The 15,408-nt window shown below is 35.6% G+C and carries 10 protein-coding genes and 1 pseudogene; 2 read left to right on the top strand and 9 right to left on the bottom strand.

All coding sequences use genetic code 11. The annotated features are described in order from the left end of the window. Positions 1-269 precede the first annotated feature (269 nt). Positions 270-941, top strand: coding sequence for a YesL family protein (locus tag GGQ92_RS06460; RefSeq protein WP_184245863.1), 672 nt, complete (start codon positions 270-272; stop codon positions 939-941). A 48-nt stretch (positions 942-989) separates the two neighbouring features. Beyond that, entirely contained in the window at positions 990-3,284 is a 2,295-nt protein-coding gene (locus GGQ92_RS06455; RefSeq protein WP_184245861.1) for a helix-turn-helix domain-containing protein, read from the top strand. A gap of 52 nt (positions 3,285-3,336) precedes the next feature. Here GGQ92_RS06455 and larC read toward each other — a convergent pair whose 3' ends face one another. From larC to GGQ92_RS06410, 9 genes and pseudogenes are all read right to left on the bottom strand, one after another. Beyond that, positions 3,337-4,152 (bottom strand): nickel pincer cofactor biosynthesis protein LarC, encoded by an 816-nt coding sequence (larC, locus tag GGQ92_RS06450; RefSeq protein WP_184245859.1) that lies wholly within the window; start codon positions 4,150-4,152, stop codon positions 3,337-3,339. 156 nt (positions 4,153-4,308) lie between these two features. Further along, positions 4,309-5,358 (bottom strand): annotated as a pseudogene (locus GGQ92_RS06445) (extracellular solute-binding protein); the annotation flags it as partial. Between the two features lie 401 nt (positions 5,359-5,759). Beyond that, positions 5,760-7,229 carry an alpha-N-arabinofuranosidase gene (locus GGQ92_RS06440; protein ID WP_184246001.1) on the bottom strand — a complete coding sequence of 490 codons (1,470 nt, stop codon included), beginning with the start codon at positions 7,227-7,229 and terminating at the stop codon, positions 5,760-5,762. A gap of 96 nt (positions 7,230-7,325) precedes the next feature. Next, positions 7,326-8,846: an arabinosylfuranosidase ArfA gene (gene arfA, locus GGQ92_RS06435; protein WP_184245857.1), complete on the bottom strand. Its 1,521-nt coding sequence runs from the start codon at positions 8,844-8,846 to the stop codon at positions 7,326-7,328. A 46-nt stretch (positions 8,847-8,892) separates the two neighbouring features. After that, positions 8,893-9,312, bottom strand: coding sequence for a hypothetical protein (locus tag GGQ92_RS06430; RefSeq protein ID WP_184245855.1), 420 nt, complete (start codon positions 9,310-9,312; stop codon positions 8,893-8,895). A 20-nt stretch (positions 9,313-9,332) separates the two neighbouring features. Next, positions 9,333-10,178 carry a carbohydrate ABC transporter permease gene (locus tag GGQ92_RS06425; protein ID WP_184245853.1) on the bottom strand — a complete coding sequence of 282 codons (846 nt, stop codon included), beginning with the start codon at positions 10,176-10,178 and terminating at the stop codon, positions 9,333-9,335. Positions 10,179-10,200: 22 nt separating this feature from the next. Next, positions 10,201-11,076, bottom strand: a complete 876-nt coding sequence (locus GGQ92_RS06420; protein ID WP_184245851.1) for a carbohydrate ABC transporter permease — start codon at positions 11,074-11,076, stop codon at positions 10,201-10,203. 148 nt (positions 11,077-11,224) lie between these two features. After that, on the bottom strand, positions 11,225-12,484 hold the full coding sequence (locus tag GGQ92_RS06415; protein ID WP_184245849.1) for an extracellular solute-binding protein: 1,260 nt from the start codon (positions 12,482-12,484) through the stop codon (positions 11,225-11,227). Positions 12,485-12,876: 392 nt separating this feature from the next. Continuing rightward, positions 12,877-15,153, bottom strand: a complete 2,277-nt coding sequence (locus GGQ92_RS06410) for a beta-L-arabinofuranosidase domain-containing protein (RefSeq protein WP_184245847.1) — start codon at positions 15,151-15,153, stop codon at positions 12,877-12,879. Positions 15,154-15,408 lie beyond the last annotated feature (255 nt).

The raw sequence follows: 15,408 nt of genomic DNA, 5'->3' as shown, positions 1-15,408 counted from the left end.
ACTTATCTGTAAACGTTTACATAACAACGTTTTCCAAGAGGTTTTTTTCGGAAACAATCATTTCTTGTTACAAGGGTTTTACACATCTCATAAAATGATTATTCTTATGTGAATATCTTCAAGAAACGCTAGAGTATCAACGTTTAGAATGGTGTTGATTAGCACTCGTGTAAGTAAGCGCTTTATTTTACATGTTTACGAATTTTTCAAAAACAGGTATCATAAAGCTAGAGGTATAAATAATAAAGAAAGATAAAAGGGGATACACCATGGGCTTATCAGGAATTTGGGCTGGTTTTTATAAATGGAGTGTATGGATCACTCGATTCGCTTGGCTTAATTTATTATTTATTGGTTTTACATTAGTAGGTTTTGTTCTATTCGGATGGATGCCAGCTCTTTTAGCTACCTTTGCTGTTGTGCGAAAATGGATACAGAAAGACTATGACATTCCTATTTTTCAAACGTTTTTATTCCATTTTAAGAAAAGCTTTCTTCATGGAAACCTATTCGCACTACTCTTGATTGTAGCCGGCTATATTTTATCCATCTATCTAAAATACACAGGTCTGATGTACAACAGTTCATTTTATCCTATCTTATTTGGATTATTTTTCATAGCACTTGTTTTATATGTGATGTTGTTTCTTAATCTACCAGCGGTTTATGCACACTATCAGCTTAGCTTTTGGCAATATATCCGTTATGCATTATCCATCGGGGTCGTTAATCTCCATTTTTCCATTAGTGCTTTAACAGTGCTTGCTATTATTTATTATATTTCTATGAAGACACCTTTATTAATTTTCTTTTTCACATTTAGCACAAGTGCCTATTTTGTCATGCTATTTGCCAACTTAGGTTTTATACAACTATGGAGAAAAAAAGAAAAAGCTTTACAACGTGAACAAGCTTCTATATCCTCCACTGAAACTGGATGAAGGTTCCTAGTTAATAAAGAGAGAATATTCCGTAAAGGAAGTTGAGCGATGAAAAGATTCTCCACTCGTCATTATTTTAAGTTAATTGCATTTCTTGTAGTGTTAAGCACACTGCCTGTTATTATAACAGGCGGTTTGTCATATTGGCAGTCATCAAAAGCAATTGTGGATTATTCCAATGAAGAAAAAATGCAAAACATTTATCAAATACAAACGAATATTGAGCAAGTTTTACGCTATATCGACTTATCTACTACTTACTTTGTTCGTTCTCCACAAACCGTGGATGTATTAAAAACCGATATGGATGCTGTTTCTTTTAGTGAATTTCATAACCTGCGAAAGGATTTAAATCATCTACAAACATTAGAGACTGGTATCGAGGATATGATTTTAGTAAGCTTTGATAAAAATTGGCTAATTAATAATGATGGATTATCCAGGCTATCTGGTGATACATATGCGACACTGAATTCTCTATATTTAAATCTTCCTGGACATTCTCATTGGTTATTGGAGGATGCGGACAAACTAGAGATACCTAACGCTACGAAAAAAAGTTGTCCCTCTTACATTAACTTGGTAAAAAAACTCCCTATTTTAACGAATAAAAAAGATGGACTTATTTCTGTTCTAATTCCTACTTGTGAGCTTAAAAAGATTATGGCTGAGAGTACAGATAATGAAGCTTTCATTGTATTAGATGAACACAATCAAGTGGTCGCAGATAGTAACATGGAATATGTAAGTGAAGACGGCTATGTACCTCAGAAACTGTTCCAGTCAATTGATCAACAACAAGAATATGGCCAATTTGAGTTTAATATTCAGGATATTGATTATAAAATTTCTTTTCGTAAATCAAAATTAAATAACTGGACGTACTTATCGGTCGTCAAAATTAGTGACCTACATAAGAAATCTAGTTCGATTGGGTGGATTACAGTATTAATCGTATCATTCCTCCTCATCATTTCACTATGCTTTGCTTTTATTAGTGGTAATATGCTGTATCAACCAATTAAGAAACTTCGAAATGCAGTAGCTGGCAGTGGTGGTGACACTCCATCATCTACAAATGAATTTGAAGTGATTGAAACACATATTGAGAAACTATTAAATCAAAATCAACAACTAGAACAGAGAATTCAAAGTCAAGTTAACCAATTAAAGCAATTGTTTACGATTCGCTTACTTCAAGGTAAAGTTAGCTCGTCAGAATTGCCATTAAAAATGAAGTCTTTCAACTATACGACTGATTGGTACAGCTTTATCGTGCTTTCTGTAAAGGTAGATGCCTTTTATGATAATCGATTTAACGAAAATGATCGAGATTTAATTTTATTTGCGATTAATAATTTGATAGAAGATTTGATACCTGAGACAGAAAGACTCACCCCTGTTGTTATCAATGATACTCAAACAACTCTAGTATTAATGAATGAGGAAAGTATTTCTACGTACACCCAACAAATAAATGAGAAGGCTGAATATATTCAAGAACGAATACGTGACATTTTCAACTTATCTGTAAGCATTGGGATAAGCTCTCGTTTTACTAGATTAGAAGACGCGGAAATAGCTTTTAAAGAAAGTAAAGAGGCTTTAAAATATCGTTTGAAAATGGGAGAAACCACTACCATTTTTTATGATAATTTAAATCGAAAAAATTCTAATTTTGCTCCCTATCCAACTACTATCACAAAGAACATTTTTGACGCTATTAAACTCGGAAATATTTCTAATGCAAAGGATGATATAAAGAAATTTTTCACGTATTTGACACGACATGATATTCATCATCCACAGCTTGAAATCATGCTCTCACGCTTCTTATATGAACTATTTGAGGTAAAGGAAGAAATAGGGGTGAGAGTAGAAAACTTTAATACAACAGAGAATATTAATGATTATCAACGTTTCCGTTCTCTGCAAGAAATGGAAGAATGGATCATCCATTCTATCGTAGAACCATTGATAAGCGGAATTAACGAAAAGGATGAATCTAAGAATAAAAGGATTTCAGATAGAATGATTAGCCTCATTCATAAAAACTTTGATGAAGATTTATCTTTAGATAGCATTGCTGCAGAATTACATTATAACCCGACTTATTTAAGTACACTGTTCCAAAAGGAAACTGGATACTCGTTTAGTGAGTACTTGTTACAATATCGTCTGAAAAAAGCGAAAGAATGGTTAACAACTACGGATAAATCCGTGAAGGAAATTGCAGAGCTTTTACAATATAATAATTCTCAAAATTTCATCCGGTCTTTTAGAAAAATTGAAGGAATCACACCCGGAAAGTATCGTTCTAATTATAAAAGTAAGAAAGCTTAATTTTTTATAGGTGGTTTAACTAACTTTAAAAGGGAAGTCAGCTTACTAAAAGCTACTTCCCTTTTATCGTTCCTATTACTGCACGCAGTACGTTTGGATGGTCTTTAAATGTTTTTGTTCCTGCTCCATAACCAATGGATTTTACTTCCATTGATGGCATTGTACCGAACTGATTGACAAGCGCTTTTACAATCGCGGCACCTGTTGGAGTTGTGAGCTCTCCTTTAACAGAGGTATGTTGAATTGGTACATCTTTTAGTATTTCTAACGTTGCAGGCGCAGGAACAGGATATATGCCATGATCAATATGTACATGACCAGATCCAACTGGAACAGGTGAGGAAATGATTTCATCGATTTCCAATGCATCAATTAATATAGCAGCACCGACGATATCAATGATAGAATCAACTGCTCCTACTTCATGAAAGTGTACATGCTCTATATCTGTACCATGAATTTTAGCTTCTGCTGCGGCTATGATATGAAACATTGAAAGTGCCATCTCTTTCACATTCAAATTTAACTCACTCGTTTGTATCATCTGCTTAATGTGTTTATATGTACGGTGATCATGATGGTGATGATGTGAATGGTCATGGTGGTGATGGTCATGTGAATCGTCATGGTGGTGATGGTCATCATGATGGTGATTTCCTTCTTCCTCATTTAACTTCACCGTAAATTTTGAACTTGTTATCCCATTCTTATTTACCTTTTCTATTGCAAGCTCGTACTCTTCTTCAATTCCTAGCTTTAATAGTTCAGATTTTAGTTTATTAAAATCGCCACCAGCATCCAATAATGCTCCTACAGTCATATCGCCACTGATTCCTGAAAAGCAATCTAAATATAGTATACGAACCATATCTTCACCCCAATTTTTTATCTAGTACTATTATTATAGCGTGATACTCTTTTTGAAACAATGCACTATATTTTAAAAAGAAAAGAGCTGTCAACCACTAACCTATCCATAATGAACAGGTTTAGATGGTAACAACTCTATTCTCTCATTATTACTTTATTGGTTCGCTTCTACAGCTTCCTGAGCATTATTTAATGCTTCTTCTGCTGATATTTCTCCATCACGTAATACGGCATTTAGAGCTGTAGTGTTTAATTCATGTGCTACATCTGGCGTTATATCCCTAACATTAATTGCATTAACTTCATCTTTGATCTCAGTCAATATATCAAAAATATCATCACCAAAATATTCAAAGAATTTATTTGACTCCAATACCAGTGGGTCATCCCACACATCGTGACGTGGAGGATCAAATCCGAGAACTGTCCATAATTTAATATTGCCTTCCTTAGAAAGTTTAGCAAATGCCAAAAATTCTTTAGCTAAGTCTGGATGCTCTGTTTGGTTAGTTACAACTGTACCAGTACCACCCATACCAGCAGAACGATTTCCGCCTTCTTCAAAAGCAGGCATTGGACGTACAATCATTTTTTCTTTTAAATCTGGCATATAGTCAATAAAGCGGCCCATATACCAAATTGGCATCGAAACGGCAGCAGCTCCACCAGCATTCATATAAGAATAATACTCTTCCGCATGTGGTGCTCCACCTGGGGCTACTTCTGCAATTCCTTCATCTTGCATATCTTTTAAAAGCTGTAGCGCTCTTACATTTTCTTCTCGATTAATCGTTGCATTTCCATCTTCATCAATTAAATCTGAATCTTGTTGTGATACCATTTGGAAATACGGTAAATAGTCACCTGGGAATGAGGTAAACATTTTTGCCTCTGTATTTTCTACTACTAGTTTACCTGCTTCTCTGAAATCATCCCATGTCTGAATAGAATCCGGGTCCACACCTGCTGCGTCTAGAATTTCTTTGTTATAATACATAACCGAAGCACCAACGTGTGTCGGCATTCCGTAATAATCCCCATCTTTTGCGTAAATGTCAAAGCGCGACTCAACAAAATTCTCTAATTCTGGTTCTACATATTCATTCATTGGTAACAGTTGCGGCTCACCCTCTAAATAATTAGGAAATCGAGCTATCTCAATATCCGCTATATCAGGCGCTCCTTTACCGGATTGTAAAGAAAGGCTTAAGTTATTACGCTCTCAACAAGTTGTATACAACCAATACGAAAGAAATCAAACACAACAATAAAGGTACGTATAAGCATTGGTTGATTTTATTATATACAAGTTACTTGATAATATCAAACCTTTTTTTACTTATATATTAAATTTTATAAATTATAATATTTGTCTATCACCTCTGAACTTAACCATACTTTCGAACTATACATTCATTAAAATTAGATACGCTTCATACTTGATATTATGTGTGTATTATTAGTATATTCTCATATGTATTAAAGTTGTACAATCAACTTTTTGCTCTTTGATTTAATAAAAAAGATCTGAATTCGTTGTTTTATGAACTCAGATCCTTTTTGTAATTCATTTATTATTTAGTTTAATTGGTGGAATTATCTCTCTTATTCTATCGTTAAAAGCACGACGGATTTAGATGGCATCTTAACCGCAAGTTCTCCATCACTATCCTGGAAGCTTGTAAATTCTTCCGGCTTCACATTTTCTGGATTTTCAAACGTGTTATGTGCATCTAACTCTCCAGCAGTTAACACTCGTCCTTTAATAGTTGAGATGTCTAATCCTCTTACGTCTAACGTAAACTCTGCATCTTCATCTTTTGATACGTTTACTAGTGTGATGTTCACTTTTCCATCTGCAGCTTTTGAAGCAGATGCAGTTACTTGTGACATCTCTTTTTCACCCATTTTAACTACATTAGTATCTACATGAAGCGCAAGTTTTTCCGCATCTTGATGAACTTTATACATTTCAAATACATGATACGTTGGTGTTAGGATCATTTTCTCTTTATCTGTTAGAATCATCGACTGAAGAACGTTGATAGTTTGTGCGATATTTGCCATCTGTACGCGATCACTATGATCGTTAAATATATTCAGAGAAACAGCTGCAACGAGTGCATCACGAATCGTATTCTGTTGATACAAGAAACCTGGGTTAGTACCTTCTTCTACATCATACCAAGTTCCCCACTCATCAATAATCATACCAATTCGTTTTTCTGGATCATACTTATCCATAATTGCACCATGTTTTTCAATAAGTTCTTTAATATGATAAGCACGACCAATAGTTATGTCCCACTCTTCTTCTGGGAAGTTAGTTGCGGAACCTTTACCTAACCAGAAGTCTCCCGGGATAGTATAATAATGTAAGCTTAGCCCATCCATAAATGGAGCCGCTTCACGCATTAATACTTCTGTCCAATTGTAATCATCTACATTGGCGCCACCTGCGATACGGAAGATTTTGTTATCACCATAGTTTCTTACATACGTTTGGAAACGTCGATACAAGTCTGCATAGTACTGTGGACGCATATTACCACCACAACCCCAGTTCTCATTACCAACACCAAAGTATTTTAATTTCCATGCATCCTCTTGTCCATTTTCTTTACGTAAATTAGACATCGGAGATTCGCCGTCAAATGTCATATACTCTACCCACTCTGACATCTCTTGAACGGTTCCACTTCCAACGTTCCCATTCACATACGGCTCTGTTCCAAGCATTTCACACAGCATAAAAAATTCATGTGTACCGAAATGGTTGTTTTCGATAACTCCACCCCAGTGTGTGTTTACCATACGTTTTCTGTTTTCACGTGGTCCAATACCATCTTGCCAATGGTATTCGTCAGCAAAACAACCACCTGGCCAACGAAGTACGGGTATATCAATATTTCTCAATGCTTCTACTACATCGTTTCTGATACCATTCGTGTTTGGAATCTCGGAGTCTTCTCCAACCCAAAAACCTTCATAAATACAACGTCCTAAATGCTCAGCAAAATGACCATAAATATTTTTATTAATTTTACCTTGAGTAACATCCGCATTTAAAACCATTTTATTTTTCTGTGTCAATTTTTCCACCCCACATGCTATATTTATATATACACTGGAAAAGACATTATGTCTTTTCCAGCTTTTATTACCTATTCCTTAGCTTTGTTTTTTTGTTAGACGTACCATATTCCATGAGAACTTTGGAAAAATACCTGTTAGCTTACCATCTTGAACAAACGATTCGCCATTAGTATGAGGTTTTACTTGCTCATCAGTTGCCGTGTTAACAGCCTTCGCATTTTCATGCTCTAACACAACATGTTCAGCAATCTCGTAACCTTCAAAAGCACGAATATCGATATCTACTTCTAAAGTTTCTGATAGATGACGGTTTGTCGCAAATACAACAAGTTCTTCTTTTTCTTCGTTATACACAACAGATGGATCTAAGTAAGGTACATCCGTAAAATCTTTACTATCGTATTTAGGTGAACTTACAACAGGATTTAATGCTACACCTCTCCCATAAACGGATGTGTAGAAATATGGATAAAAAATTGTTTGTTTCCACGCGCCACCGCCATTTTCTGTCATGATAGGAGCGATAACGTTTACTAATTGTGCCATACATGCAATTTTCACACGATCAGAATGTCGTAATAATGTATTAAGCATGCTCCCTACTAATAGAGCGTCTTCAAATGTGTACACATCTTCTAATTGTGGTGGTGCAATTGACCATGGCTCTATTTCTTTATCTTGATTATTCGAGTGGAACCAAACATTCCATTCATCAAAGCTTAAATACATGTTTTTCTTACTACGTTTTTTCGCCTTGATATAATCACATGTTGCGATTACCGTATGAATGAAATTATCCATATCCATAGATTTAGCTAAAAAGTTAGCAGTATCGTCACTTCGGTTCCCATAATACTGATGCAAGGAAATATAGTCAGCAACCTCATACGTATGCTCTAAAGTTTCAGCTTCCCACTCCGGGAATGTAGGCATTTGCGAACTGGAGCTACCACACGTCACTAGCTCAATACTCGGATCTACTAAACGCATTGCTTTTGCCGTCTCATAAGCTAAGCGACCATATTCATGTGCGGTTTTCTGCCCTAGTTGCCATGGTCCATCCATTTCGTTCCCTAGACACCAAACCTTAATATTATGCGGATCTTCATATCCGTGTGATTTCCTTAAATCACTCCAGTATGTTCCTCCAGGATGGTTTGTATATTCTAATAGATTTCTAGCAGCATCTACACCTCTAGTACCTAAGTTTACTGCCATCATGACATCTGTGTTTGCTTTCTTCGTCCAATCCATGAACTCATTTGTACCTACTTGATTCGTTTCAATTGTTCGCCAAGCAAGTTCAAGGCGTCGTGGACGATCTTCTTTCGGTCCTACTCCATCTTCCCAATTATAAGCCGAAACCATATTTCCACCCGGATATCTAACTATAGGAACTTGTAGCTCTTTCACTAGGTCGATTACATCTTGACGAAAACCATGCTCATCAGCAGTAGGATGTTCTGGCTCGTATATACCTCCATACACAGCTCGCCCTAAATGCTCGATAAAGGACCCATAGATACGTGGATCTATTTCAGAGATTTGGAATTCCTTATCAATTACCATTTTTGCTTTGATAGAAGATTTCCCCATATTAACTTATTCTCCCTTCTATTTTTAAGATTATATATGGTGAATATTACTGAGTTGAGACTTGACTTTGAGCTAGCTTTATTGCCTTATTTTTAGCCATATATATTACAAAAGCTAGCATGTAGAACACAAAGCCAATAATATCCATGGATACTAATTGAATAGCCGTCCAGATACCAATCCAAATTATTAATTTATACTGAATTTCATTATCTTTTACATTCATTGCTACTACAAAATTTATGATGGAGGCAATCAGCATAAATAGGCCAAAGAGAAATATGATTTTAGATATATTATTAATCATCTGACCACCAGCTAGAGCTAGATTCGTCTCTGCGTTTTGAAATTGTTTCGCTCCTTCTGATTGAAACCAAGAATTATAACTGAACATAGTTAAAAACGCAGTAATCAAATTCCATAGAGAACCTATAATAATGAAAACTCTCTCCATTTTCCTTTTCATAATAGCACCTCCCGGTTGCATCATCCCTTAATACCTGAGTTCAGATTAATAGCTGAAACAAAGTATTTTTGTGCGAAGAAAAAGAGGATGAGTGTTGGAATAATCGCAAGAATAGCAGATGACATTAACTGTCCAATCATACGATAATTCCCATATATATCTTGCAACAATAATAAACCTGCTGTTACTGGCATTTTCTCTACATCTGTATAGACAATAACTGGCCATAAAAAATCATTCCATGATCCAGTAAAAGAGAATAGAGCACATACAATTAATACAGGACGAATTAAAGGAAGAATAATACGTGAATAGATAGTAAAATCATTTGCGCCGTCTACTCTTGCAGATTCATCCAACTCCATAGGTATTCCCTTCATAAACTGTCGAACAAGAAAAATATTCCCCATACCAGCTAATCCAGGAACAATCATCGCCCAAGGTGTATTTACCCAACCCAATATGTCAATTATTTTATAAGATGGTATCAAATTAACTACATTCGGGAAAAAGGATATTGCTAACAATGTAAAGAACAATAAGTCTCGACCTTTAAACTTCATCCTGGAGTAGCCATACCCTGTAATTGAAATAACGATAACTACCAACAATGTATGAGTGGTCGCAATAAATACAGAGTTCCATAACCATTGTAATATGGGTGCAGTGGATGTGTTTTCCAAAACTTTCACATAGTTTTCTACAATCCAATTAACCGGCAGAAGACGAAAACCTTCATTAACAACCTCTGTTTGAGATCGGAAAGATGTCCCTATCCCAAATATAACAGGTATGGTCCAAATTGCACTTACTACAATTAAAAATAAATATGATATATATTTTGAAATACTAATCTTTTTCCTCATTTAATCACCTCCACCTTCTTAGTTATGCGTTCCGGCTCATGGCATAATATTGGAATGCTGAAATAACTAATATTACTAATCCTAGTAATACCGCCATCGCAGATGCCATACCCGCAATTGATTCACCATGACTAAACGCTAAATCACGAATATACATCATGAGTACTGTTGTCCCTTGACGGGGGCCTCCACTTGTCATCATTAGTGGCTGAGCAAATACATTAAATGCTCCTGCGGTCGTCATCACCAATGTGTAAATTAGTGGAAATTTTATTGAAGGTAAGGTGATGCTGAAGAATTTACGAATTGATCCAGCCCCATCGATTTCCGCTGATTCGTAAAGATCTCTTGAAACACCATTAATACCTGCTCGATAAATAATCATATTACCACCAATACCAGCCCAAACAGTGACTACAATAATCGTAATCCAAGCATATGGTTGAGTGGTGGTCCATACAGCCTCTGAACCAAAAAGATTATTTACAATACCTAATTGTTTGTTAAAAATGAGTGACCATATTAAGGCTGCCGCCGATATAGAAATCAAACCAGGTACATATAGCAAGGTCTGAAATAAATTTTTTAACTTAACTTCCTTATGCTCTAATGAAACAGCAATCATTAATGGAATAATAATCATTAACGGAACACTAAGAACTACAAATAACAATGTATTCTTTAATCCATTAAGGAATTGAGAGTTAAAAGTCGAGTCGGAGTCTGCTAGAATTGTTTTATAGTTATCAAGCCCTACCCAAACTGGATCAGCAACTAGGTTCCACTTCGTAAAAGATGCATAAATACCATATATTGACGGTATTAATATAAACACAATAAACAATATGATATGTGGTCCAACAAAGAAAATTGGCGCAAAATTCCTTTTATTTTGCAATGTTATTCCTCCCTTTTTAGAAGATTCCCATTTAACATATCAGATGATTGGAAAAAGGGATGAAGAGTGTTTTTGAATATGGTATAACGATAACAGTGAATAGTAACGTGCCGTTATAGGCACATTACTATTCAATTCATTTTCTTCTTTATTCTTCTTCAGGCAATTCATCTGGAGCATTTTCGACATCCAACGTTCCTTCATTTACTTTATCTTCTACGAATTTTTGCATTTCTGCTAGTCCTTCGTCAATGTCCATTTCTCCGTGTACTAAATCAGCAACATACATATCTAGAGCTTCTTGTATATATGGATAGTATTCATAGGTGTAAATATATAGCGACTCTTCTTGTTCAGGTGTAGACGTGAAAAATGATTGCATATACTGATCATAGTCAGCACTTTCTACAACATCCGTACTTGCTACAATTTGTCCAGCTTCTGCCCATACTAGAGAATTCTGACGAATAAATTCTAAAAACTCACCAATGCCTTGTTCTTTCTCATCCGTACGATCTTCATTTGCTAACATTGCAAATAAGTGTGACGACGCACGGTTATGATAAACATCCGGTTCAAATGAGTAAATATTTGTTACACCAAAATTCAAACCTTCTACTTCAGCGTGTCCCGTAGAACTCCACGTTCCATCAGTTGAAAAGAAAACATCCCCAGATTGAAACATTAAGTAACCATCTTCGCCATAAGGGGTCATTAATCCTGCATCTGCTACTTGTTTTGCTGCTTCAATTGCTTGTTTCATTTCTGGCGTATTAACAGCAGGCTCACCATCCACTTGGATATCACCACCTAGATTCTGAATCTGTGCAAGTATAACCCAACTCATAAGAGCATCGTTCACTATAAATTGGTTTTCCGCTAATTTACCTTCCATTGAAAGCATTTCATCAAAAGTAATAACATTATCATCTAACCAATTTTCTACACCATATTCCTTAAGTAAATCTTCGTTATAATACATGGCATTAGAATGAATATCTAGAGGAATAGTATACTGTGTACCATCTATGACTCCAGATTCCCATGCTACATCAAGATAGTTATCTTGATTTAATTCAGACTGTTGTTCTACAATCGTAGTCATCGGTTCTAGTAAATCCTGTTTAACAAAACTAGGCACTCGATCAGCGTGTATAATTGATAAATCCGGAATTCCTTTACCTGAATTTAAAACTGTATACATTTTTGTGTACATATCCGAAGTAACAACATGTTTTACCTTAAATTCAGGTTCAGTTTCATTGTAAGCTTCTACAAGTTGGTCCATATACGCACCATCTTCACCTGTTAAGGGTGTCCAAAATTCAATAGTATTCTTGTCGCTTCCGCTACAGCCTGCTAAAGTTATTATTGCAACCAATAATACGAAAAATAATCCTTTTTTCATCGTCCTCACCTCATATATTCTTTTTCTATGTTTTTTAAACTTCAATGAACAACTAACTTTATAACGCTTACAAGTTACTGTTTAACACTCCCCCTTACTTCTGACTAAGTGAATATCGCTCAATCGTGATGACCAATAACATACGAACGTTTTTACTTCATAAGTTAAATTGTCCGTACGAGATTTTAATTATATTATATACAAGTTATAACTAATTATCAATTAGAATTAAAAATATTTTTCTTTTTTATATTTTTCTACGTTTATATCCCAGTAAATAATTCTAGCATATTTTTAAAACATGAACAGACCACACTTCAAACTGCGAAAGAATAATTTGAGGGAATATAAAAAGTTCCTACTAACATGATAGGAACTTTTTACCCAGTTTTTTATATTTTTTCTTTTACAATTCTTACTTCAAATACACTGGCTGTTGCTTTATTAGCTTCTGCAGCAAATTCTACTCGCACACTGTCTTTATTTTTCGTTAGCTCTTGTGGAATCTCGTAATTAACAGTGAATAATTCACCCGGCTTTTCAAACTCAACAATCTGATTCGCTATTACCTCACCATCTAATTTAATGTTGAAATCACGCACGAAATGACCTCCGGGTTCAAAAAGGGTTCCTTCACTTCCATAATACGTCACTGCAAGATACATCGGCAGGTCCTTTTCCACCTTCATCTCATAACTAAAGAATCCATTATCCTTAGCCATTCGATATCCTTTGTGAACAACATTTAAATAATCTGAATGAGAGTTACTCTCTAACAAACGATGTTCTACTTCTGGTTGTTGTTCGTGTGGTGTAACCTGATCCACTGTAATTCGTTGGAGATAAACCTTTCTATCAGCATCTTTATCTACAAAACTCTTATATTCTTCATCCTTCATTAAATTCCAATAAATAGTATAACGTTCATGATGAATATCATAAAATGGTTTCAGTTTTAATTTTCGGTTCCCTGGCTGCCCAATAGCTTTCGTTTCAAATAGTAATCGCTCTTTATCTACTATCTCAATCCATTCGGTTAAATTGTTTGGATTTGCCACTAAAGATGGAACTTCTATTAATGGATGGTTATTTAATGCTAAGTGGTCATCTAATATATCTGATTCAGGGAAGTTTTCACGTCCTAATGCTCCAGCAAGAACAATTGGTCCATATAATAGTGCACTTTTGTATTGAGTATCCTTTGCCCTATATAAATGTAAATTCATCGGCACGTGAAATTCGATTCGATCACCTTTCTGCCATCCTCTGACAAAGCTAACATAACCGTCCTTCATCGTATAATCCAATGGCTCTCCGTTAAGCGTAATCGTCATCTCACCGTTTAACCAATACGGTTCTCTTATTCGCCACTCCATCTCTAATCCATTTGCTTCCTCTACCGTGAGTGTGACGCGATTCGAATACGGAAAATCCGTCTCTTGTTTAACAGCCATCCCATGTCTATTACTCTTCCAAGTAGCCGGAATAAACAGATGGATATAGAAACTTTCATCTAGTAGTTGGAAAATACGAGAATTGTATCGTGCTGGGTTTTCCATCCCTGTTCCTGTACAGCACCAAAAGCTGTTATCGTGTGAATGATATACTTTAAAATGTCCTGGCTCAGATGAAACAAAGTATGTTTTCATTCCCGACTCCGGGTCTTGTGACGCAAGAATATGGTTATATAAACCACGTTCGTAAAAATCATAATATTTAGCTTGACGATTCCAATCAAAAATCAATTCTGTAAGTAGAAGCATGTTATACGTATTACATGTCTCTGTTGTAAGCACACCAAGTTCTTCTGTATTCTCCAACCCGAAATGTTCACGAATGCTATTCCCACCAATCACATACGTACGATACTTCACTACTTGCTCCCAAAAATATTCTGCAATTTTACGATATTTCTCTTTTCCAGTTATATTATATAATTTAGCAACGCCAATGACTTTCGGTATTTGGGTGTTGGCATGTTTCCCCTCTAACTCATCTTTCTCTTCTGATAGTGGATCAAGAATTGCCTCATGATAAAACTTCTCTGCCAACTCCAGATATCTTAGATCTTCCGTAATCTTATACAAATCTGCAAATACTTCATTCATACCGCCAAACTCACAAATAAGCATGCGTTGAAATTGATCATGAGTTAAACGTGATAAACCCTTATATGCCCAGTCGGCCATTCCCAACACAATTTGAAGAGCTTTTTCCATTCCTGTGTATTGATAGACATCGATTAACCCCGCGTATATTTTATGGATGGAATACCAGGGAACCCAAGACCCTCCTAGACTAAAATGGGCCACTTCAAAATCCCCTGAAAAAACTTCATCAAAGCATTTTCTTGGAAAACCACTCAAATAACCATCTGGATCATTGGATTGGACTTTCTCCATTTCCTCTAACGCATAAATAAGCTTCTCTTTTAATTTGACGTCTTCTGTCGCATGGTACATAACAGCTGCTGCTGATAGCCAATGCCCTAATGAATGTCCAGCAATGGATTGTTGCTCCCATCCTCCATAACGCTCTTTCTTAGGAGTCTGATTCACCGCTTCATAACATGGAGCCATTAATCGATCAACATCCAAATCAACTAAATACTTTTTGCCTTTTTCTTGGGATTGTTTAAACAGCCCATTTAATAATTTTGTGTTCTCCACCTTCTCTTCCTCCTCACATTATAGTTACAATTCCTTTCAGTATGTAGGGATATTAAGAGAATGTACATAGAATATTATTACTTTACCTATCTTTTTTTGGGCTATAATTTTCTACCTGTGTTGTGTTACAATGTTAAGAAAAGTGCAGGCGCTTTGTTCACCCCCGACAAGCTTAAGTAAGGCTTTATATGGCATTCTTTGCCACAGAATAGCATTACTTAAGACCTCGAGGGGGGAGGCGCAGGAGCTAGACAA

It is taken from the genome of Gracilibacillus halotolerans (genome assembly GCF_014206945.1).
Lineage (GTDB): Bacteria > Bacillota > Bacilli > Bacillales > Amphibacillaceae > Gracilibacillus > Gracilibacillus halotolerans.
Note: the sequence above shows the minus strand (reverse complement) of the source record. Positions and strands in the feature narration are given on the sequence as shown.

Excerpts from the sequence above, each read along its gene's own strand:
- GGQ92_RS06460 (WP_184245863.1), top strand. The coding sequence starts at position 270 with ATGGGCTTATCAGGAATTTGGGCTGGTTTTTATAAATGGAGTGTATGG.
- GGQ92_RS06455 (WP_184245861.1), top strand. The coding sequence starts at position 990 with ATGAAAAGATTCTCCACTCGTCATTATTTTAAGTTAATTGCATTTCTT.
- larC (WP_184245859.1), bottom strand. The coding sequence starts at position 4,152 with ATGGTTCGTATACTATATTTAGATTGCTTTTCAGGAATCAGTGGCGAT.
- GGQ92_RS06440 (WP_184246001.1), bottom strand. The coding sequence starts at position 7,229 with ATGGTTTTAAATGCGGATGTTACTCAAGGTAAAATTAATAAAAATATT.
- arfA (WP_184245857.1), bottom strand. The coding sequence starts at position 8,846 with ATGGGGAAATCTTCTATCAAAGCAAAAATGGTAATTGATAAGGAATTC.
- GGQ92_RS06430 (WP_184245855.1), bottom strand. The coding sequence starts at position 9,312 with ATGAAAAGGAAAATGGAGAGAGTTTTCATTATTATAGGTTCTCTATGG.
- GGQ92_RS06425 (WP_184245853.1), bottom strand. The coding sequence starts at position 10,178 with ATGAGGAAAAAGATTAGTATTTCAAAATATATATCATATTTATTTTTA.
- GGQ92_RS06415 (WP_184245849.1), bottom strand. The coding sequence starts at position 12,484 with ATGAAAAAAGGATTATTTTTCGTATTATTGGTTGCAATAATAACTTTA.